The sequence below is a fragment of the Sterolibacterium denitrificans genome (genome assembly GCF_900174485.1).
In the GTDB taxonomy this organism is placed as follows: Bacteria; Pseudomonadota; Gammaproteobacteria; order Burkholderiales; family Rhodocyclaceae; genus Sterolibacterium; species Sterolibacterium denitrificans.
Window position 1 is genome coordinate 1,065,511 of the sequence record NZ_LT837803.1, and the last position, 19,089, is coordinate 1,084,599.

Sequence of the window (19,089 nt, forward strand, 5' to 3'; positions counted from 1 at the left end):
CCTCAGGTTGTCGAAACCCGAACACCCCGGCCAGTCCGGGGTGTTCTCTTTTGGGCGTTCGGCAGGGAGGAAGAAGCCAGCCAGTCGAACGGAGCGGCGAGCGGCGGGGGTGGCTTACGTGGCGCTACGGCTGCTCCTGGCTTTGCCAGATGCTCTCGATTGCCGCCCTGTCCTCCGCGCTGCGGAAAGCGCGACGAGTCATCTCCAGGAGAGCTTGCGCTTCCGCAGGTCTTCCGGTCATCTGGCGCAGCATGGCGCATTTCGTCATTAATTCGGGTGCGACCCGCAGCGGCATGGCCGCCTCGCAGATCAGCGACTGATCGGCCGCCTTTTGCGGATCGGGGTGCATCAATACCGCCAGGGTGCTGCGCGCGTAGGGGCCCAGGATCGAGTGTTGGGCCAGATCTGCGAAGACGTCCATGCGTCGGCGCCAGTCGGCCTCATCGCCGCGGACTTCGCGCCGCATGATCAGCGCCTGGTCCAGGATGCGGTAATCGTGGAATAGCGTCCCCAGTATCGCCAAGGCCGCCAGGCAGGCGATGAGCAGCAATTGCGGGCGTGGCAGGCGGAAGGATTTGCCTGTGCTGCCCAGCGCGCCGAGCAGGACGGCCGTGAGGCCGAGAAATTCGGCATGCCAGAGCGGGTATTCGAGCTGACTGTGGATGGCGATGAGCATGAGCATGGCGAGTGCCAGTTGCTCGGGAGGGCGCAGCGGGCCGCGCAACACGTGCCGCAGCCAGACGATGGCGAAAATTGCCACTGCCAGGGTCAGCGGCAGGCCAAAGTCGGCGGCGAGTTGCAGCAGAAAGTTATGGGCATGCTCGGCGCCGGCCAGTGTATCGACGCCGGCCGGCGCCTGGGCGGCAGCCTCGACAGTGCGCCAGGCGTAGTTGCCTGTGCCATTGCCCAGCCAGGGATGCGCCTGGATCATGGTCAGGGCGTCGCGCCAGATGAGCAGACGGGAATCACCCGAGACCAGGCCGCTGCGCAGGCGATCGAAAGCGTTGATCTGTCCTGCCGCATGCTGCCAGGGCAGCGTGCGCGAGATTTCGCCGGCGGCGATGAGGCTGACGAGGGTAAACGCGAGCAACAGGAGGCGTTGCCGGCGCAGCTTGCCGGGTGCTTGTGGCACTGTCCGATGCGCCTCATCTTGCTCCGTTGCGGGCAGCGCGGCTCGGCTCGGCCATGGCAGGCCCGCGAGCAGCAGCAGCGCCAGTCCATGCAGCCAGGCCGTGCGCGAAGCGACCAGGCCGCAGGCGCTGGCGAGGATCAGGAGGCCGGCGATGAGCAGCCACGGACGCACCCGGCGGAGTTCATGAAAATAGATCAGGCAGCAAATGCCCAGCCACAGTTGGGTGGTGAGCAGGTTGGGCTGGCCGAGGTTGCCATAGATACGGCCGGAGTTGGGCATGAGAATTTGCCAGGGGACGGGTGTACCCAGGCGTTGCGCGTAGGCCGTCAGCGCACTGGCCAGGGCGCCCGCCAGCAGCGCCAGCGCCAGGACCTGCACTAGCCATGCTGTACCGAAGCGCTCGCGCAGGCTGGCCGACAGGCAGATCAGCGCCATGGCCCAGAGCAGATAGCCGCTCTGAAACAGCCCCAGCATGGGAATCTGGATCATGCCGCCGGCCAGTTGCAGCAAAGTGGCCAGCAGCAACAGTCCCGGCAGCCAGAGGATGGCGGGCAGGGAAATTTTTTCGGGTCGGCTGATGAAGAAGCTCGCCAGCGCCAGCACGCCCAGCAGCAGCGCCAGCCATTCTTCGTAGAACGAAGGAATCGGATGATGATGGATGGGCTGCAGGAAAGGCAGCGCCAGCATCAGACCGAGCAACAGTAACGTCAGACGCTGCGCGATGGGAAATTGGGGCATGACTGAAGATGAAGCGGAAGCGCCTGGTGAATGGGGGAAGGGTCGGATATCTGCACTTGCCATTCAAAGCGGGAAAGTGCTTGCCCTCACTGACCAAAGTTCATGATGCGCCCTCGTGCGCCCATTTTAGCAACACATCCTGCGCTTCCCGCGCCGTTGCGGCTTGCGGATGATTCACCAGAAACACGATGATCTGCCACTGACCACGCCGGCCGCGGACATCGATGTAGGTTGCCAGATCGGCAAGATGTTCATACGCATTTGCAGCACGTAGCTTTTAGGCTACAATCGCACCATGTACGAATTGCGTCACTACCTTGACCCTGAAGGGCGGGACCTCTTTGCTCACTGGCTGGAGCGTCTTCACGACAGAGTGGCTCAGGCACGCGTTGCTGCACGCTTGCTCCGGTTACAGAACGGCAATTTTGGTGACTGCAAGCCTGTGGGTTCAGGCGTATGGGAGTTGCGTGTGGATTGGGGGCCTGGCTACCGGGTCTATTACGCCATGGCAGGCAGACAGGTGATTTTGCTATGTGAGGGTGGCGATAAGCGTAGTCAGGCCGGTGATATCGCGCGGGCGAGACAGCGCTGGAATGACTGGCAAACAAGGAGAAAATCATGAAATCCTGCGTCAAACATGATGATTGGTTGTTGGCACGGCTTGCGGATGCGGAGTTTGCTGCAGAGTATCTGAATGCCGCCAGTGAAGATGATGATCCGGCCAGCTATCTGGCTGCTCTGAGGAAGGTGGTCGAGGCCCGGGGCGGCATGGCGGCGGTGGCGGAGAAAACCCAACTGTCGCGTGAAACCTTGTACCGCACCTTATCCAGCCGGGGAAACCCAACAATTCGTACGCTGCATGCCGTACTCAAGGCAACTGGTTTGAAGTTCAATGTCCTGCCCGGGGCGTGCTGAGCGTATCCCCGTCATACACCCACCGCAGCAACACATCCTGCGCTTCCCGCGCCGTTGCGGCTTGCGGATGATTCACCAGAAACACGATGATCTGCCACTGGCCGTGGCGGTTGCGGATGTAGCCGGCGATGGCGCTTACGCCGTCCAGCGAGCCGGTTTTGATGTGCGCCTGGCCGGCGCCGGGGGCTGAGCCAGTCTGCAGGCGTTTTTTCATCGTGCCGTCGATGCCGGCCAGTGGCAGCGAGGCGATGAATTCCGGCATCAGCGGGTTCTGCCAGGCATGTTGCAGCAATGCGGCCAGGCTGTTGGCGGAGAGCCGTTCCTGGCGCGACAGGCCAGAACCGTTTTCCAGCACCAGTTCGGGGAAGTGCAGTTGCCGTTGCGCCAGCCAGGCAGAGAGTGCGCGGGCGGCGTCGGCGGCGCTGGCCGGGCGCAGGGTCTGATGGAGCCGCTCGTCCTGATCCAGGTTGTTGCGCCTGAGCCATTCCGCGCCCAGCGTCAGATAGAGCTGACGCGCCATGACGTTGTTGCTGTATTTGTTGATGTCGCGAATGATTTCCGCCAGGGGAGGCGATTCGCTGCGGGCCAGCGGATACAGGGGCGCGGGCAGGGGTTTGTCGAGCGCGAGCCTGCCGGAGAACGTGCCGCCGAGTTCCTGCCAGAGCTGGCGGAAGACGCCATGGACGTACTGCGCATGGGACATGGCGCCCAGGTGCCAGGTCTGTTCACCGCAATTGAGCGGATAGTCGCCACTGAGGATGAGCTGGGGGCTGGCGCTGCCCGTATCGCCGTTGCCGGCATCTTCGATGTATTCGGTGTACTCGGCCTGCAGTTGCGCCTTCCAGTCGCCGCAGGCCGTTGCGTTCGTCGTGCGCAGGCGGTTAAGTATGGCCAGGTTGGCAGGCCGAGGTTCGACGAGAAGATCGGGCGCCTGGTTTGCCTTGCCTCCCTGTTCCGCCAATAGCTGCAGGCGTAGTGTCTTGTAGTTCACCAGCAGCGCATCGGGCGTGACGTTGTAGGGACGCAGCGGCTGGTCGTCGAAGGGCGTGGCGGCGGCCGCGGCGATTTTTTCGGCATCAAAGAGGCTGCGGTCGAGCAGCAGGTCGCCGCGTATCTCGCGCACGCCGCGCGCGCGCAATTGGCGCAGCAGTAGCCAGAACTGCTCGAAGCCGAGCTTGGGATCGCCGCCGCCCCTGATGACGAGATCGCCATCGAGCACGCCCGCCACCGGCAGGCGGCTGGCCAGGATTTCGGTTTGCCAGGCGTAGGCCGGGCCGAGCGTGTCGAGCGCGGCATAGGTGGTCAGCAGCTTCATCAGCGAAGCCGGATTGAAGGCTTGCCCGGCATTCAGGCTGACCTGCGCTCGCGTCGCGCCGGCTTCCTGCACCACCACGGCCACGGCCGTTTCGGGTATGCCGGCCTGCTTGAGCGCCCGGGCGACGGCGGGCGGCAGCCGCTCGCTGTATGTTTCTTGCGCCAGTGACGACGCGGGTGCGCAGGGCAGCAGCATCAGGATGCTTACGGCAAGCCGCAGGACGAGGCGGGAAAGGGATGGGCAAGGCATGAGAGGAATGAGGAAGGAAGACGAGTGACAAGTGGCAAGTGAAGCTTCGCGCTTGACGCAATGTGCGCATTCATGATTTTCAGGCGAGTCGCAGGGGTGATTTTCAAATCCTCCGCTGCATGCTCATGATAGCCTGCAGCCACTGATCCGCCGCAGGAAACTGATAGACTGAACGGCGCTTTTATTTGTCAGCCAAGCGCGTATTTCAACTTCCGTCCTGCGGTCGATCCATGTCCAAATTACTTTTGTTCGCCATCCTCGGCCTGGTCGTTTATCTGTTGCTGAAACGCAGTTCGCGACGGCCGGCGCAGCGTCGGCAAGAAACGCCGAATGCTTCCGCGCAGCAGATGGTGTCCTGCGCTCATTGCGGCGTGTATGTGCCGGAAAGCGAAAGCCTGGCGTCCGGGGGGCGGCATTATTGCAGCGAGCCGCATCGCAAACTCGGCGCCACGGGTAGCGCAGGTGATGCAGGTGACGCAGGCAAGCACTGACGCCGGGCAAAGCCTCTGGCGCCGTCTGGCCACCGATCCGCCGGAGACTTTCTGGCGTTCGCTGGTTTACTTCGGCTGGTATCGCTTCGTGGTGGCCCTGGTGTTTTTGGGCAGTCTGCATTTCTTCGGTACGGCGCTCGAACTGGGTTATGAAGGCCCTGCGCGCTTCCGGCTGGTCTGCAGCATTTATCTGCTGCTGGCCGTCGTCTTTCAGCTCATCCTGCGTTTCTGGCGGCGAGGTTTCAGCCTGCAACTGACCGTGCAGGTGATGACGGACATACTGCTGCTGACGCTGCTGATGCATTACAGCGGCGGTTACAAAAGCGGTCTGACTTTCATGATGCTGGTGGTGCTGGCCGGCGCCGGTCTGGTCGGACAGGGACGCCTGAGCCTGTTCTTCGCCGCCATGGCAACCTTTGCCGTGCTGATCGAGCAGGCCCGGCGAGCCTTGGTCTTCGATGCCGATCTGGCGGATTTCATGCATTCGGGCATCGTCGGCATCGGTTTTTTCGCCACGGCGATCACCGCGCGTCTGCTGGCAAAGCGCGTGGTGGCCAACGAAAACCTGGCGCGGCAGCGGGGCCGAGAGCTGGCTGAACAATTGAGCGTCAATGAACGCGTCATCCGTGACATGCAGGATGGCGTGCTGGTGGTCGATGCTGCCGGACGGGTACGCCAGATCAATCCGCAGGCGGAGAGCCTGCTCGGCATCGGTCGCGGGAGTCTGCTGAAAATGACCGCGCTGGCCGAATTTTCACCCGCGCTGAATGCCGGTTTTATCCGCTGGAATCAGCGGGCAAGGGAAACCGTGGAAACCCTGCGGCTGCCGGTGGCCGGTCGCGAGCGCGATTTGCAGGTGCGCTTTCTGCCGGCTGGTGAAGGAGGCAATGCGCTGATCTATCTCGAAGACATGGGGCGCATTCAGGCGCAGGCGCAGCAGCTCAAGCTGGCCGCGCTTGGCCGTCTGACCGCCAACATGGCGCACGAGATCCGCAACCCACTGGCCGCGATCAGCCACGCCGCCGAGCTGCTGGCCGATGAGCAGCGCCTGGCGACGCGGGAGCGGCTGATCCGCATCATCGGCGACAATACCCAGCGCCTGAATCGTCTGGTGGCCGAGGTGCTCGAACTGGGGCGCCGCGATCGGGCGCAGCCGGAGTTGCTGCATCTGCAGAGCTTCGTCGAGGCTTTCGTCGAGGAATATGCCCTGCACGATCCGCGCATCCTCGCATCCATCGTGATGGACATCGATCCCGAGGCCATGCTCTGGTTCGATCGCATGCACCTGAACCGGGTGCTGGCAAACCTGCTGGGCAATGCCTTGCGTCACGGCAGCGGCCAGGCCGGCAGCCTGCGTCTGGAGGCGCGCGGCGTGCCTGTACCCGATGCTTCTTCTTCATCCCGCATACCCGGGGTGGCGGGCGCGGTGATCCGGCGTACCGAGCTGCACGTGATCGACGATGGCCCCGGCATCGACGCGGCCGTGCAGACGCAGATTTTCGAGCCCTTCTACACCACGCACAGCAGCGGCACCGGGCTGGGGCTTTATATTGCGCGCGAACTGTGCGAGGCCAATGATGCCAGGCTGGAGCTTTGCGCCAATGCGGACGGCGGCGCGTCCGGCGCGCATTTCTGCCTGACGGGCCGAGGCGAATGAGGTGAAACGGATGAAAACTGAAAACAGAAGGCGCAACAGAAACACCCGCGTGCTGGTGGTCGATGACGAGCCGGACATCCGCGAACTGCTCGATCTGACGCTGGCGCGCATGGGCCTGGCCTGCGACTGCGCCGGCAGCGTGGCCGAGGCCCGCCGCCTGCTGGCGGAAGGCGGTTATCAACTCTGCCTGACCGACATGCGTCTGCCGGACGGCGAGGGCATCGAACTGGTGCGCCATATCGGCGAGCATTGCCAGGATCTGCCGGTGGCCGTCATCACGGCGCATGGCAGCATGGAAAATGCCGTGTCGGCATTGAAGGCCGGCGCCTTCGATTATCTCGCCAAGCCGGTTTCGCTCGATCAGTTGCGCGTGCTGGTGAAGTCGGCCCTCGACCTGCCGCAGCGTTCGTCTACGCTGGCGGCGGAGGGCGAGGGCGGCGAGGCCGGTGGCAAGGCCGCCGGCCTGTTCGGCAATTCGCCGGCCATCCAGCACGTGCGCGGTATGATCGAGCGCGTCGCGCGCAGTCAGGCGCCGGTTTATATTTCCGGCGAATCTGGCAGCGGCAAGGAGCTGGCGGCCAGCCTGATCCATCGTCTCGGCGCGCGGCGGGGAAAACCCTTCATCGCCGTGAATTGCGGCGCCATCCCGGAGACGCTGATGGAAAGCGAATTCTTCGGTCATCGCAAGGGCGCATTCACCGGCGCCGAGAGCGATCGGGAAGGATTCTTCAAGGCAGCCGATGGCGGCACGCTGTTTCTCGACGAAGTGGCCGACCTGCCGCTGGCCATGCAGGTCAAGCTGCTGCGGGCCATCCAGGAAAAACGCGTGCGCAAGGTGGGGGCGACCAGCGAGGAGCCGGTCGATGTGCGCATCATCTGCGCGACGCATCAGGATTTGAAGGCGCTGGTCGAACAGGGAAAGTTTCGTCAGGATATGTACTATCGGCTGAATGTGATCGGCCTGCGCATGCCGGCCCTGCGCGAATGCCGCGAGGACATTCCGCAACTGGCGGAGCACATCCTGGCGCGGCTGGCGGCGGCAGCCGGCGTGGCGCCGCCGCGGCTGACGCCGGCAGCGCTGCGGGCGCTGTGCGATCACACCTTTCCCGGCAACGTGCGCGAGCTTGAAAATACCCTCGAACGTGCGCTGGCTCTGCTGATCGGCGAGCGCATCGACGTGGCCGATCTGCAACTGACGCCGCAAGCGCACGATGAATCGAGCCTCATCGATCCGCCGGTTGCGGGCCATGCTTCACTCCAGGATCATCTCGATCAGGTGGAGCGCCAGATGATCCTCGATGCCCTGCAGAAGACCCGCTATAACCGCACGGCAGCGGCGAAGCTGCTGGGCGTCACCTTCCGCTCCCTGCGCTATCGCATGGAACGCCTCGGATTGAACGAATGAGCGAATCGCTGCGTGAGGGTGGCCGCCCATGCTCATTCGACGTTCTGGATGCCGCGGGATGGTTGCCTGGCGCAAGCCGGATCCATTCGCCGAATTTCGATGAGCGGCCGGCGGGCGCGTCCGTCGACCTGATCGTCATTCACGCCATCAGCCTGCCGCCGGGAGAATTCGGCGGCGCCGGCATCGTGCAACTGTTCACCAACACGCTCGATCCGGCAGCGCATCCCTATTACGCCGGGATCCACGCGCTGCGCGTGTCGGCGCATTTCCTGATCCGGCGGGACGGTGAGCTGATCCAGTTCGTCTCCTGCGACAAGCGCGCCTGGCATGCCGGCGCGTCATGCTGGCGCGGGCGCGAGCGCTGCAATGATTTTTCGCTGGGCATCGAGCTGGAGGGCTGCGACGATCAGCCATTCGAGGAGGCGCAATACCAGTGCCTGCAGGCGCTGTTGGCGCGGCTGCAGCAGCGCTATCCCGAGGCGGCGATTGCCGGCCATGCCGACATCGCGCCGGGCCGCAAGAGCGATCCCGGTCCTTGCTTCGACTGGACGCGAATCGGCGTGAGCGCAGTGCAGTGCGAAAGAACCTGACGCGCCAAAAAATCGCGAGAAAAATTCAGAGTGTTGCTTTTTTGAGAATCTGCAATCGCGGATCGGAAAAACTTCTTGCATGTTTGAAATCGAAACACTACACTTAGTCGAAAATCTTGACAGCACACTATATCTAGTAGGTCAAGCTTGACGGTACACAGAAACCGAAAGGCAGTCAGAGGAAACGCACGAAGTAGAAACAGTAGAAACGGCCAAGGCTCAAAGGAGAAAGGCTTGATGCGGTTGTCGGTCACACTTGATGTCCCACGAAATCCCCCGCAGTCCTTCTGCACGGCGTCATTCCTTTTCTCTTTCGTTTCCTCCGTTTCTTCCTTTCCCTCATCCTCCTTCGTCACACGATTCGGCAGTGTCCGCTACCGGACGGCCTGCCTACGATCATCAAGATGATCGACGCTGCCAAAATCATCAAGCATCCTTCCCGCTTCTTGCGCAGCAACCCGGTGCGCGGCGTCCCGGCGTCGGTGCTGGTGCCAGTGCCGGACATGCCGGCCTTGCTCTCTCCCCTGTCACATCGTCCGCAGTTTTCCGGCGGCCGCGGTCATCATTGTCGGCCGCTGCCGGCTTGCGCGCGCATGCACGTGCAGGAGCCATGAAGTACGTGGGCTACGCTATCGAATTCGAGGGTGGTGATTCCGTCGTCACCCTGAATAATCCGTTCCGCTCGGGGCGGGTTGCTGTTTGATGTTTCTTTCCTGTTATCTTGTTTAAGGAGATTGATATGGCTGAGGCAAAAACCAAGGCAAAGAAGCCGGCAGCGAAGAAAGCTGCCCCGGCTAAGAAAGCAGCACCAGCGAAGAAGCCTGCCGTGAAGAAGGCGGCACCGGCGAAGAAGCCCGCAGTGAAGAAGGCTGCAGCGAAGAAGCCCGTTGCCAAGAAGGCCGCACCGGCGAAAAAGCCTGCAGTGAAGAAGGCTGCGGCGAAGAAACCGGTTGCCAAGAAGGCGGCACCGGCGAAGAAGCCCGCAGTGAAGAAAGCTGCAGCGAAGAAGCCGGTTGCCAAGAAGGCCGCACCGGCGAAAAAGCCTGCAGTGAAGAAGGCTGCGGCGAAGAAGCCGGTTGCCAAGAAGGCGGCCCCGGCGAAGAAACCCGCAGTGAAGAAGGCTGCTGCAAAGAAGCCGGCTGCCAAGAAAGCCGCACCGGCAAAAAAACCTGCAGTGAAGAAAGCCGCTGCAAAAAAAGCAGCACCTGCAAAAAAAGCAGCACCTGCGAAGAAGCCCGTAGCAAAGAAGGCGGCTGCCAAGCCTGCGGCAAAGAAAGCGACACCGGCAAAAAAACCGGCGGCCAAGCCCGCGGCGAAGAAGCCCGCTGCACCGAAGGCTGCAGCACCGGCGCCTTCGACGGCGGCAGCCCCCGGCCTGAAGTCGTCGCTGAATCCGGCCGCGGCCTGGCCGTTTCCGACGGGTTCGCGTCCTTCCTGAGTCGTACCCCGGACGAGTGCAGGAGTAGAAACATCAAACCGGAATCCCGCCTAGGCGGGATTCCGCGAGCGGCACGCGGTAACTCCTGCACTCTTCCGTCTTCAGTTTGTTGGCGGCAGATGGCCGCCTTTTATTTGCCCGTCAGTTGCCGTTGATTCGGCAGCAATGCTGCTCGCACCGCGCCTGCCGGCTCATTCGCGCCAGAAACGAAAACCGGTTTGTCAATACGTGGGTCGAGTTGATTTGCGGTGTTTTACGTGACGAGTGTGTCGTGGTTCACACAAATGGCCGAATATCCTGTCCGGCCCCACTGGGCCATGGATAAAATGCCGAAGCATTGGAACCGCATGTTTTCGCGGTGGCGCCGAGGCGTCGGGTAGCCGTTCCCGGCCTCGGATTCAACGAAACCTCCGGATGCAATCGATGAAATCCGACGGTTTCTTTCCCTGCAGCCGTCGTTCGTCGTCATTTTGTCGTGGTAACGGGTAACGGCGCCAGGAATTAGGAGTTTCATGGGATCCAGCAGTTCTCGATGTTGCCTCGTTGGTCGGCAGATGACGCGGCAGCGGGGTTTTACGATGATCGAATTGATCGTGGTGCTGATCGTCATCGGCATCGTGGCGGTGGTGGCGGTGGTGCGTTTCGCCATGCTGGACAGTTTTTCCGAAGTGGCTTACAGCAACGAAATCAAGTCGGTACTCTCCTATGCGCGCAAGGTGAGCGTGGCCCGGCGGCGCCATGTTTGCGTGACATTCGATGCACAGAGCGCGGCGCAATTGAGGGCGGAAGTCAGCGCCCCGGAAAATCATGCAGGGAATTGTTCAGGTTATCCTGCACTGAGCACGCCCTCCGGCGCAAGCGGCCTCGTGCCGCCGCGCGACGTGACGATCAGCAGTCCGGCATTGCCGTTCAGCGTCGAATTCAACAGCGATGGCCGCCCCGTCGCCGCGCAAACCATCGTCTTGACCAACGGCAATACGGCCGCCACGGCAACGATCACGCTGGAACAGGAGTCGGGCTATGCGCATTGACGTGCCGTCCTGCTCTGCGCGGACATGCCTGGGCCCGCGCCATGCAGCGGCGCCGGGCAGGCAGCGCGGCGCCAGTCTGCTGGAGTTGATCGTCTTCATCGTCATCGTCGGCACGGCGCTGGCCGGGGTGCTCACGGTGCTGAATGTTTCCGTCCTCCACAGTGCGGATCCGATGGTGCGCAAGCAGATGCTGGCGATTGCCGAATCGCTGCTCGACGAGGTGCAATTGCAGCCGTTCACTTTCTGCGATCCGGCGGCGGTCGAGGCCAAAGCCGCCAGCAGCACGGCGGATTGCGGCGGCCATTTGCCCAGCGTCGGTCCGCCGGGCGGCGGGACGGATCGCAGCCTGTACAACAACGTCAGCAATTATTCCGGTCTGACGCTGGGTACCGCCGGGGATCCAGTCAGCGTCATTTCCGACATGAGCAATGTGCAGAACAACGCCTCGCCGGCCGGCTACTGGGCGACGATCAGCGTGGCGACCGACGGCAATCTGGGCGGCATCGCTGCTGCGGAAGTGCTGCGCATCACGGTCGAAGTGCACTCCGTGCATACCAGCGAAACCGTCGTGCTCGAAGGCTGGCGCAGCCGCTGGGCGCCGAATACGTGAACATGAACGCATGAACATGAAGCCGAAGCCGCAATTGCACCGACGCCCGCGACAGCGGGGCTTCACCCTGATCGAGATGATCATGACCATGGTGATGATGGCCATCCTGGCCGGAATTACGGCGGTCTTCATCAGCGGGCCGGTGAAGGGCTACCTAGACACCGTGAGGCGTGGCGACTTGATGGATACGGCCGATCTGACCCTGCGCCGCCTGGCGGACGAAATCAGAATGACCCTGCCCAACAGCCTGCGGATTACCGAGAATGGCGCGCTGGTTTATATCGAATTCATCCCGACCATTGCCGGCGGCGCTTACCTTGACGAATATTCGCCGCCCACGGCGGGAAGCACGAAACCGCTGGTGTATTCGGATGACACGAGCTGCGCCACCGTGGCGGACAACTGCAAATTCGATGTGGTCGGCGCCATGCCGGCCAATCCGGCCATCGACGCGGGAGATTACATCGTCGTCTACAACCTGGGGCAGGATGCCAATCAAAACCGCTACGCGCCGGCCGATGCCTATGCCACAGGGGACGACTGCAGCGCCTGCAACCGGGCCAAGGTGACCGATGTCACAGGCAAGACCGTTACCCTGGCAGCCAATGTCTTCGCCCAGCAGGCCCCGCCCCTGCCGTCGCCCTATCATCGTTTCAACGTGGTTCCCAAGACCCGGGCCGTGACCTTCGTTTGCCCCGCGACAGGCAACGTGCCCGGCTCGCTCCTGCGCTATACGGACTACGGATTCTTTGCAACGGCAGCCGGTCCGTCCGGCGCCATCGCCGCGCTTGCCGGCAAGACGCCGGCCATCGTCGCCGAGCGCGCCCGGTGCGCCGTCAGCTATACCGCCAGCGCCTCGCAGCGGAACGGCCTGATGAGCATTCGCCTGACCCTGTTCAATGCCGAAGGGGATGAGAGCGTGTCGTTGATGCGCCAGGTCCACCTGGACAACACGCCATGAAGGCCCGCGGCTTCGCCATCGTCACGGCGCTCTTCATCCTGGTGGTGCTGGCGCTGCTGGGCAGTTACGTGGTCAACATCATTACCGGCATGCATCGCGGGCAGACGCTCGACCTGCTCGGCGTCCAGGCCCAGCAGGCCGCCCGCGCCGGCGTCGAATGGGGCCTGTACAAGCAGCAGCGCGACCATAGCTGCACCGGTTCGACCTCGCTCAGCCTGGCCGGCACGACGCTCGCCGATTTTGCCGTGACCGTGCAGTGCGCCGACGTCGATGGCGTGGCCCACATCGTCGCCACCGCCTGCAACCAGCCGCATGGCGGCGCCTGCCCGAATGAAACCAGCCATGGCGACTTCTACGTCGAGCGGCGGCTGGAAGTGTATGTGAGGTAATGCACGCCTTGCCCGGATGTGACAATATGCGCACGGACGAAACTTCCGACGTGACGGGCGCGACATCACGTAAAAACCGTGGCCTGTTTCCCATGACTTTTTAAGCGACGACTGGAAGCCGGGTTGCGGGCGGAGACAAATCAAGATCGCTCCCGTCAAATTGCCGCAAGGCGCAAACCCGGCGAACCCGTTGATGCAATTTCCAGAGCATGGCTTCTAGCATAACGCGCACGCTGAGTCTTGAAGGGGCACTGGAGGAGGCGGCAGCGCATCATCGTGCAGGTCGTCTGGGCGATGCCGAGACGCTTTACAGGGCGATCCTTCAGGCGCAGCCCGCGCATCCGGACGCAAATCACAATCTCGGCGTGGTGGAGATGCAGCGGCAGAATTTTGCTGCCGCATTACCCTGGCTCAAGGCTGCGCTTGCTGCAAATCCGGGCTATGGCCAGTATTGGCTGACCTACATCGAAGCCTTGCTGTTCGCCGGGGATGCCGTTACGGCAGGGCAAGTTTTGGCAGAGGGGCGACCGAGAGGCTTGCAAGGGCCGGAAGTCGATGCATTGGCCGCACGCATCGAAGCAGGCTCCGAAGCCTTGCCTTCCAGCTCCGCTTTTCATGCCGAGGCGTACCGGCAATGCCAACTGGCGGAGTCGCTCAAGGAGCGAGGCCAGAGCGAAAGTGCGATCGCCGGCTTTCTGCGGGCAATCGAGCTTGCGCCCGAGTGGAGCAAACCCCACACTTTTCTTGGCATCATCTTCAATGAACTGGGGCGCCTCGACGAGGCCGCGGCGAGTTTCAGACGAGCGCTGGAGATCGAGCCCGGTCAGGCCGAGGGGCATTACAACCTGGGTATCGTTTTGCACAGGCAAAAACATCTTCCGCAAGCGGAGGCGTGTTTTCAGCAGGCAATACGTCTTCGCGGCGATTATGTGGAAGCCCACGATCACCTGGGAATCGTCCTGCACGCTCAGGGCCGTTTCAGTGAGGCAGAACAGAGCTTCCGGCGCGCGCTGGCCATTCTTCCCGAACGCGCCGAAACCCTGAACAACCTGGGAATAACGCTTGATGAAATGGAGCGCGTCGATGAGGCTCGGCAGTGCTTCGTCCAGGCGATCGGGATCAGACCGGGCTATGCGGAGGCCCATGCCAACCGGGCAGATGCGCTCAAGGTGCTGGGGCGTCTGGATGAGGCGCGCGAAAGCTACGACGAGGCGATCCGGCTGAATCCGGCCTTGGTCGCCGCTTACGTCAATCGCGGCGTCCTGCTTGAAACCATGGGCTTGTTCGCGGATGCCGTAACCAGCCATGACGAGGCGATCCTGCATGCACCGGATGTGTTCGAGGCGTACTGCAATCGAGGCAATGCCTTGCTGGCCCTGGGGCGACTGACGGATGCCGTGGCCAGTTATCGCCAGGCGGTTCGGCTGCAGCCGGAAAATCCGGATATTCGATTGACCTTGGGCAATCTGCTGGGGAAGTCCGGCGACATTCCCGCAGGGCTGGCCGAGATCGAGCAAGCGCTACAGCTTCGGCCCGATTTCATGGACGCGCGCTGGAACATGGCGCACTGGCTGCTGATGCAGGGCGACTACGCAACGGGCTGGCCGGCCTACGAAATTCGCTGGGCGCGATGGATGGCGAACGGAACATGGCCCGTCAGGCAGTATCCGGCACCGCGCTGGCATGGCGATCAGGAACTGGAAGGCCGGAGGATATTGCTGCATGCGGAGCAAGGCCTGGGCGACACTTTGCAGTTCTGCCGCTATGCTCCCCTCGTTGCAGCGCGTGGCGCCAAAGTCTTCCTGCAGGTGCAGGCGCCGCTGGTGGAGCTGCTGCGCAGTCTGAATGGCAGGATCGAGGTCTTTGCCGAAGGGGAAGCACTGCCGACGGTCGATTTTCACTGTCCCCTGATGAGCCTGCCGCTGGAATTCGGGACGACGCTGGAGAGCATTCCCGCAAGTCTGCCCTACTTGTCGGCCGATCCAGGCAAGCGGGCTTCCTGGCAACCTCGTCTTGGGAAAACGGATCGCTTGCGTATCGGCCTGGCCTGGCAATCCGGCGTTCATGCAGGCCATCCCGATCTTCGTAAAGACAATGCCCGTCGCGATATGCCGTTGGCTCAACTGGAAGCGCTTGGAAGATTGCCCGGCGTGGCGTTCTACAGTTTGCAGAAGGATGCGGCGTGCGCCAGGCAATTGCGTGATCTGCAGGACGCGGGCTGGAAAGGCCCCAGAATCGTCGATCTGACGGAGGAGCTTGCCGATTTTTCCGATACGGCCGCATTGATCGACAACCTTGATCTGGTCGTTTCCGTCGATACGGCGGTCGCGCATCTTGCGGGTGCGATGGGCAAGCCGGTGTGGGTGCTGCTGCGTTTTGATGCCTGCTGGCGCTGGCTGCCTGGGCGAACGGACAGCCCGTGGTATCCCACGGCGAGATTGATGCGGCAAGGTGCAATCAATGATTGGGGGCGGGTGCTTGCCGGGTTGTCCCGGGCGCTGGAACATGTTCCCGTTCGGCATGGGACGGCTGAAACGCCACGCAGCCGCAAGGATGACGTGGAGACATATCATCGCCTGGGCTTGCTCAGGCGAGAGGAAGGACGTTTCCCGGAGGCGGCGAAAGCGTTTTCGGCAGCACTCGATATGGATCCGGATGATGTCGAAGCGCATAACGACCTGAGCCTGCTGCTGTTGTCCGCAGGGCGCTGGCGGGAAGCCGAAAACGGATTCCGTCATGCCATCAGGATCAGACCGGACTGCGCCGAGGCGCGCGCCAACCTGGGGGATGCGCTTCTGGAGGCGGGGCGTCTTGCCGAGGCCGAACAGCACTTGCGGGAGTCGTTGGCAGTCTGTCCCGGGCATGCCGAAATCATGAGCGGCCTGGGGCGCGCACTCATGGCGCTGGGCAAGACGGTGGAAGCCGAAGCGTTCTTGCGGCGCGCCATTGCACAGGCTCCCCAAAAAGCGCTTCCTCTGGCCAATGCGCTTTCGTGTCTGGATTATCGACCTGACGATCCGTGCTTCGAACACCTGGAAGCCGCATACGCAAATCGCGGTGAGCTGCCTGTTGCAGAGCGCATTCTCCTGGATTTCGCAATGGCCCGTGCCATGGATTTCACGGGCGATCATGAGCGCGCCTTCGAGGCTTGTGCCGAAGGCAACCGTCTGCATTGCGACTTGTATCCGTACGATGAAAATGCGGACAGGCACTTTCTGGAGAAAGTGCAGACGCTGTACACCGCCGAACTGATCGAGCAAATGGACTCGATGGCTGCCTCCGGGATGAATGCAGACCCGCCGGATTCGCGCGTGCCGGTTTTCATTGTCGGCTTGCCGGATTCGGGCGGACAGCTCGTTGAACGGCTATTGTCGCGCCATCCCGATGTGATTTGCGTTGCGGACCAGCGGGCGGTCGATCATCTTGTGGATTCCGTCGGCGTGCTTGAATTGATGCTGCCCGATGCCTCAAGGTGGGAGTCCAGTTTGAAGTCGCTGCGCAACCTTGGCAGGATGTATCTGGACAGGCTGCAGATTTATGCGGGTGAAGCGAAATTCATGGTCAACACGCTGCCTGACCACTACCGGCACCTGGGCTTGATTCATTTGATGCTGCCCAACGCAAGAATCATCCACGTACTGCGCGACCCGCTGGATACCTGCCTCTCCTGCTATTCCACCTTGTTCAGGGCGGGCTATGGCTACAGCTACGACCTGGGCGCAATGGGGCGACACTATGGTTTTTACCGGGCGCTGATGCGGCACTGGGGCAGCGTCTTGCCGGAAGGCCGCATTCTCGATGTCTGTCATGAAACATACATGGCCGCCCCGGCAGCCCAGGCGCAGCGCTTGCTGTCTTACGTGGGGCTGGACCGTGATGCGACATCTCCGCCGTATTGCGAGGAAGGCTCCGCTGAAAACGCGCATCCCATGTTCCGGCCGGCGCGGCCCTCCTGCCTGGCGTCCATCGCGCGGCAGGCTTGTTTTACGAGTCATTTCGATGAGTTGCGGCGCATCCTCGCCCCCTGGCGAGGGCAGCCCGAGGCGGCGGAACGGCAGCAACTGATTGCCGCCTATGGCCGTGGCGCCTGGCTGCGGGCCGTCGAACTGGCGCGCGGCATGCTGGAAAAACATCCGTGGCATGCGCTGGGCTGGCAGGTGCTGGGGGCCGCGCTGACGCAACTTGGCGAAACGGAAGAGGCCGTGACGACACTGCGGCACGCGCTGTTGCTCGATCCAAACCAGTCTCATGCGCACTACAACCTGGGCGTTGCGTTGCGCAATGCAGGGCGGCTCGAGGAAGCGACTGAATACTTTCAGCGGGCGCTGGAAATGGCGCCCGATCAATTCGAGGCGCATTACAACCTCGGCATCACCCTCAAGGAACTGGAGCGGCTGCCCGAAGCAGAGCGCTGCCTGCGTCAGGCCCTTGAACTCAAACCTGATGATGCCGACGCACTCAACAATCTGGGTATCGTGCTGCATGAACAAGGGCAGCTTGAGCCGGCGGAATCCGTTTTCCTGCAGGTGCTGGCGCGCTATCCAGCGCATGCGGAGGCCCGGAACAATCTGGGTCTGACGCTGGAGCATCTTGGCCGACTGGAAGAGGCGGAGACTGCCTTGCGCAAGAGCATCGAGCAGCGCCGGGACTATTTGCAGGCCTACATCAACCTGGTTGCCCTGCTGATCAGGACAAGGCGTCTGGATGAGGCGGAGCAGTGTCTTCAGCAGGCACTTTCATTTGCCGAAGACGCGCCGGAAATTCACGCTGCCTTGGGCTCCTTGCATCTTGCCCGGGGTGAAACAAGCAGTGCCGTGGCGGACTTCCGGCGGGCGTTGGCGTTTGCGCCGGATTATGCCGCTGCGCGCAGCAGCCTGCTGTTCTGTCTTTGCCACGATGCGGACATCGACAATCCGGGCCTGTTTGCAGAGCATCGTGAATTTGCGCGCATCGTCGAAGCGCCGTGGATTGCGTCCTGGCCGGCGCATGGCCATCAGCGCGATGCCGAGCGCCCATTGCGCATAGGCTTCGTCTCGGCCGATTTGCGTTGTCACCCCGTGGCTGATTTCCTGGAGCCCGTTCTCGCCCACATGGCCGGAAACCATGGCCATGGCCTGAGTCTGCATGCGTATTACAACGAGATGACCGAGGACGGCACCAGCAATCGACTGAAGGGCTATTTCTCCGTCTGGAATCGCGTCGCTCACCTGGCGGACGCCGCGCTCTTCGACAAGATCCGCGCGGACGGCATCGATATCCTGATCGACCTTTCCGGTCACACGGGCAAGAACCGTCTGACCTGTTTTGCCCGCAAGCCCGCGCCGCTGCAGATCAGTTGGCTGGGGTATTCAGGAACGACCGGGCTGGAGGCGATGGACTATTACCTTGCCAGTGAGGATTTTCTTCCCCGCGACCAGTTCGATCATCTATTTACGGAAAAAATCGTTCACCTGCCTGCGCCCGTGCCTTTTTCACCGGATCCTCACGCGCCCGATGTCAGCGCGTTGCCTGCGCTTGAAAATGGCTATTTGACTTTCGGCAGCTTCAACCGCCCGAACAAGATCGGGCGTGCCGTGGTTGCATTGTGGTCGGACTTGCTCCGTAACCTGCCGACTTCACGGCTGATCCTGGTCGGCATGAATGGCATTCGGGATGTCCAGAAGCTCCTGGGCTGGTTTGAGGAAGAGCATATTGCGCCGGAACGGCTGGAGTTCGTGGATCGCTGTTCCTTGCCCGAGTATTTCGCTTATTATCGACGCGTCGATATTTGTCTCGATTCTTTTCCGTTCAACGGCAGCAGTACGACAGGCGATGGACTCTGGATGGGCGTGCCGACGCTCACATTGATGGGCAAGACCTTGCAGAGCCGCGCGGGATGGGCATGGCTGCGGCATTTTGGCCTGGATGATTTCGTTGCCGACAACCCCGCCCGGTTTGTCGAAATCGGGATGGACTGGGCGCAACGCTTGCCCGAGCTGTCCCGGATACGGATGGAATTGCGGGCACGTATCCTGAACACGCGTTCCTGTCGTCCCGAATCGATTGCACGGGCGCTGGAGTTTGCGTTGCGAACGATGTGGCGGCGCTGGTGTGCGGGACAATCTCCGGCATCTTTTGCCGTCCCGGAACGGGCTTGGCATCCATCCCTGGATAGGACGAAGGTTTAGA

15 protein-coding genes and 1 pseudogene are annotated in these 19,089 nt (G+C 62.2%); 14 read left to right on the forward strand and 2 right to left on the reverse strand.

Annotation, left to right across the window (positions count from 1 at the left end; all coding sequences use genetic code 11):
• Positions 1-124 precede the first annotated feature (124 nt).
• A complete protein-coding gene (locus SDENCHOL_RS04915) occupies positions 125-1,870 on the reverse strand; it encodes a PglL family O-oligosaccharyltransferase (protein WP_154716221.1) in 1,746 nt (581 codons plus the stop codon).
• 295 nt (positions 1,871-2,165) lie between these two features.
• Here SDENCHOL_RS04915 and SDENCHOL_RS04920 point away from each other — a divergent pair, with 295 nt between their 5' ends.
• Positions 2,166-2,492 carry a type II toxin-antitoxin system RelE/ParE family toxin gene (locus SDENCHOL_RS04920; RefSeq protein WP_154716222.1) on the forward strand — a complete coding sequence of 109 codons (327 nt, stop codon included), beginning with the start codon at positions 2,166-2,168 and terminating at the stop codon, positions 2,490-2,492.
• A complete protein-coding gene (locus SDENCHOL_RS04925; RefSeq protein ID WP_154716223.1) occupies positions 2,489-2,785 on the forward strand; it encodes an addiction module antidote protein in 297 nt (98 codons plus the stop codon). The genes SDENCHOL_RS04920 and SDENCHOL_RS04925 overlap by 4 nt, the downstream gene beginning before the upstream one ends.
• Here SDENCHOL_RS04925 and dacB read toward each other — a convergent pair.
• On the reverse strand, positions 2,760-4,349 hold the full coding sequence (gene dacB / locus SDENCHOL_RS04930; RefSeq protein ID WP_231912911.1) for a D-alanyl-D-alanine carboxypeptidase/D-alanyl-D-alanine-endopeptidase: 1,590 nt from the start codon (positions 4,347-4,349) through the stop codon (positions 2,760-2,762). The two genes, SDENCHOL_RS04925 and dacB, sit on opposite strands and share 26 nt — an antisense overlap.
• Before the next feature lie 230 nt (positions 4,350-4,579).
• Between dacB and SDENCHOL_RS04935 the strand changes: the two genes are divergently transcribed.
• The 12 genes and pseudogenes from SDENCHOL_RS04935 (at position 4,580) to SDENCHOL_RS14710 (ending at position 19,088) form a co-directional block, all read left to right on the forward strand.
• Positions 4,580-4,840, forward strand: a complete 261-nt coding sequence (locus SDENCHOL_RS04935) for a PP0621 family protein (protein ID WP_154716224.1) — start codon at positions 4,580-4,582, stop codon at positions 4,838-4,840.
• Positions 4,815-6,497, forward strand: a complete 1,683-nt coding sequence (locus tag SDENCHOL_RS04940) for a sensor histidine kinase (protein WP_154716225.1) — start codon at positions 4,815-4,817, stop codon at positions 6,495-6,497. The genes SDENCHOL_RS04935 and SDENCHOL_RS04940 overlap by 26 nt, the downstream gene beginning before the upstream one ends.
• A gap of 10 nt (positions 6,498-6,507) precedes the next feature.
• Entirely contained in the window at positions 6,508-7,902 is a 1,395-nt protein-coding gene (locus SDENCHOL_RS04945) for a sigma-54-dependent transcriptional regulator (protein WP_154716226.1), read from the forward strand.
• Positions 7,899-8,492, forward strand: a complete 594-nt coding sequence (ampD, locus tag SDENCHOL_RS04950; protein WP_154716227.1) for a 1,6-anhydro-N-acetylmuramyl-L-alanine amidase AmpD — start codon at positions 7,899-7,901, stop codon at positions 8,490-8,492. Before SDENCHOL_RS04945 ends, ampD begins: the two co-directional genes overlap by 4 nt.
• Positions 8,493-8,896: 404 nt before the next feature.
• Entirely contained in the window at positions 8,897-9,106 is a 210-nt protein-coding gene (locus SDENCHOL_RS04955; protein ID WP_154716228.1) for a hypothetical protein, read from the forward strand.
• Between the two features lie 107 nt (positions 9,107-9,213).
• Positions 9,214-9,930 (forward strand): histone H1-like DNA-binding protein, encoded by a 717-nt coding sequence (locus SDENCHOL_RS04960; RefSeq protein WP_231912912.1) that lies wholly within the window; start codon positions 9,214-9,216, stop codon positions 9,928-9,930.
• 554 nt (positions 9,931-10,484) lie between these two features.
• The gene (locus SDENCHOL_RS04965; RefSeq protein WP_269458628.1) at positions 10,485-10,961 is read left to right on the forward strand and encodes a GspH/FimT family protein; all 477 of its coding nucleotides are present in this window, start codon (positions 10,485-10,487) and stop codon (positions 10,959-10,961) included.
• Complete coding sequence (locus SDENCHOL_RS04970; protein WP_197706849.1) at positions 10,951-11,571, forward strand: type IV pilus modification PilV family protein; 621 nt, start codon at positions 10,951-10,953, stop codon at positions 11,569-11,571. Before SDENCHOL_RS04965 ends, SDENCHOL_RS04970 begins: the two co-directional genes overlap by 11 nt.
• 10 nt (positions 11,572-11,581) lie before the next feature.
• Positions 11,582-12,532 carry a prepilin-type N-terminal cleavage/methylation domain-containing protein gene (locus SDENCHOL_RS04975; protein WP_154716230.1) on the forward strand — a complete coding sequence of 317 codons (951 nt, stop codon included), beginning with the start codon at positions 11,582-11,584 and terminating at the stop codon, positions 12,530-12,532.
• Complete coding sequence (locus SDENCHOL_RS04980) at positions 12,529-12,921, forward strand: agglutinin biogenesis protein MshP (RefSeq protein ID WP_154716231.1); 393 nt, start codon at positions 12,529-12,531, stop codon at positions 12,919-12,921. Before SDENCHOL_RS04975 ends, SDENCHOL_RS04980 begins: the two co-directional genes overlap by 4 nt.
• A gap of 209 nt (positions 12,922-13,130) precedes the next feature.
• A pseudogene (locus tag SDENCHOL_RS14705) lies at positions 13,131-13,436 on the forward strand (tetratricopeptide repeat protein); the annotation flags it as partial.
• Positions 13,437-13,616: 180 nt separating this feature from the next.
• Positions 13,617-19,088 (forward strand): tetratricopeptide repeat protein, encoded by a 5,472-nt coding sequence (locus SDENCHOL_RS14710; protein WP_420031044.1) that lies wholly within the window; start codon positions 13,617-13,619, stop codon positions 19,086-19,088.
• The last annotated feature ends 1 nt before the right edge of the window (position 19,089 follow it).

What these genes read in the sequence shown, in the direction of transcription:
- dacB (WP_231912911.1), bottom strand. Translation starts at nt 4,349, where the DNA reads ATGCCTTGCCCATCCCTTTCCCGCCTCGTCCTGCGGCTTGCCGTAAGC.
- SDENCHOL_RS04975 (WP_154716230.1), top strand. Translation starts at nt 11,582, where the DNA reads ATGAACATGAAGCCGAAGCCGCAATTGCACCGACGCCCGCGACAGCGG.
- SDENCHOL_RS04970 (WP_197706849.1), top strand. Translation starts at nt 10,951, where the DNA reads ATGCGCATTGACGTGCCGTCCTGCTCTGCGCGGACATGCCTGGGCCCG.
- SDENCHOL_RS04920 (WP_154716222.1), top strand. Translation starts at nt 2,166, where the DNA reads ATGTACGAATTGCGTCACTACCTTGACCCTGAAGGGCGGGACCTCTTT.
- SDENCHOL_RS04980 (WP_154716231.1), top strand. Translation starts at nt 12,529, where the DNA reads ATGAAGGCCCGCGGCTTCGCCATCGTCACGGCGCTCTTCATCCTGGTG.
- ampD (WP_154716227.1), top strand. Translation starts at nt 7,899, where the DNA reads ATGAGCGAATCGCTGCGTGAGGGTGGCCGCCCATGCTCATTCGACGTT.
- SDENCHOL_RS04965 (WP_269458628.1), top strand. Translation starts at nt 10,485, where the DNA reads ATGACGCGGCAGCGGGGTTTTACGATGATCGAATTGATCGTGGTGCTG.
- SDENCHOL_RS04935 (WP_154716224.1), top strand. Translation starts at nt 4,580, where the DNA reads ATGTCCAAATTACTTTTGTTCGCCATCCTCGGCCTGGTCGTTTATCTG.
- SDENCHOL_RS04945 (WP_154716226.1), top strand. Translation starts at nt 6,508, where the DNA reads ATGAAAACTGAAAACAGAAGGCGCAACAGAAACACCCGCGTGCTGGTG.
- SDENCHOL_RS04925 (WP_154716223.1), top strand. Translation starts at nt 2,489, where the DNA reads ATGAAATCCTGCGTCAAACATGATGATTGGTTGTTGGCACGGCTTGCG.
- SDENCHOL_RS04955 (WP_154716228.1), top strand. Translation starts at nt 8,897, where the DNA reads ATGATCGACGCTGCCAAAATCATCAAGCATCCTTCCCGCTTCTTGCGC.
- SDENCHOL_RS04940 (WP_154716225.1), top strand. Translation starts at nt 4,815, where the DNA reads ATGCAGGTGACGCAGGCAAGCACTGACGCCGGGCAAAGCCTCTGGCGC.
- SDENCHOL_RS04915 (WP_154716221.1), bottom strand. Translation starts at nt 1,870, where the DNA reads ATGCCCCAATTTCCCATCGCGCAGCGTCTGACGTTACTGTTGCTCGGT.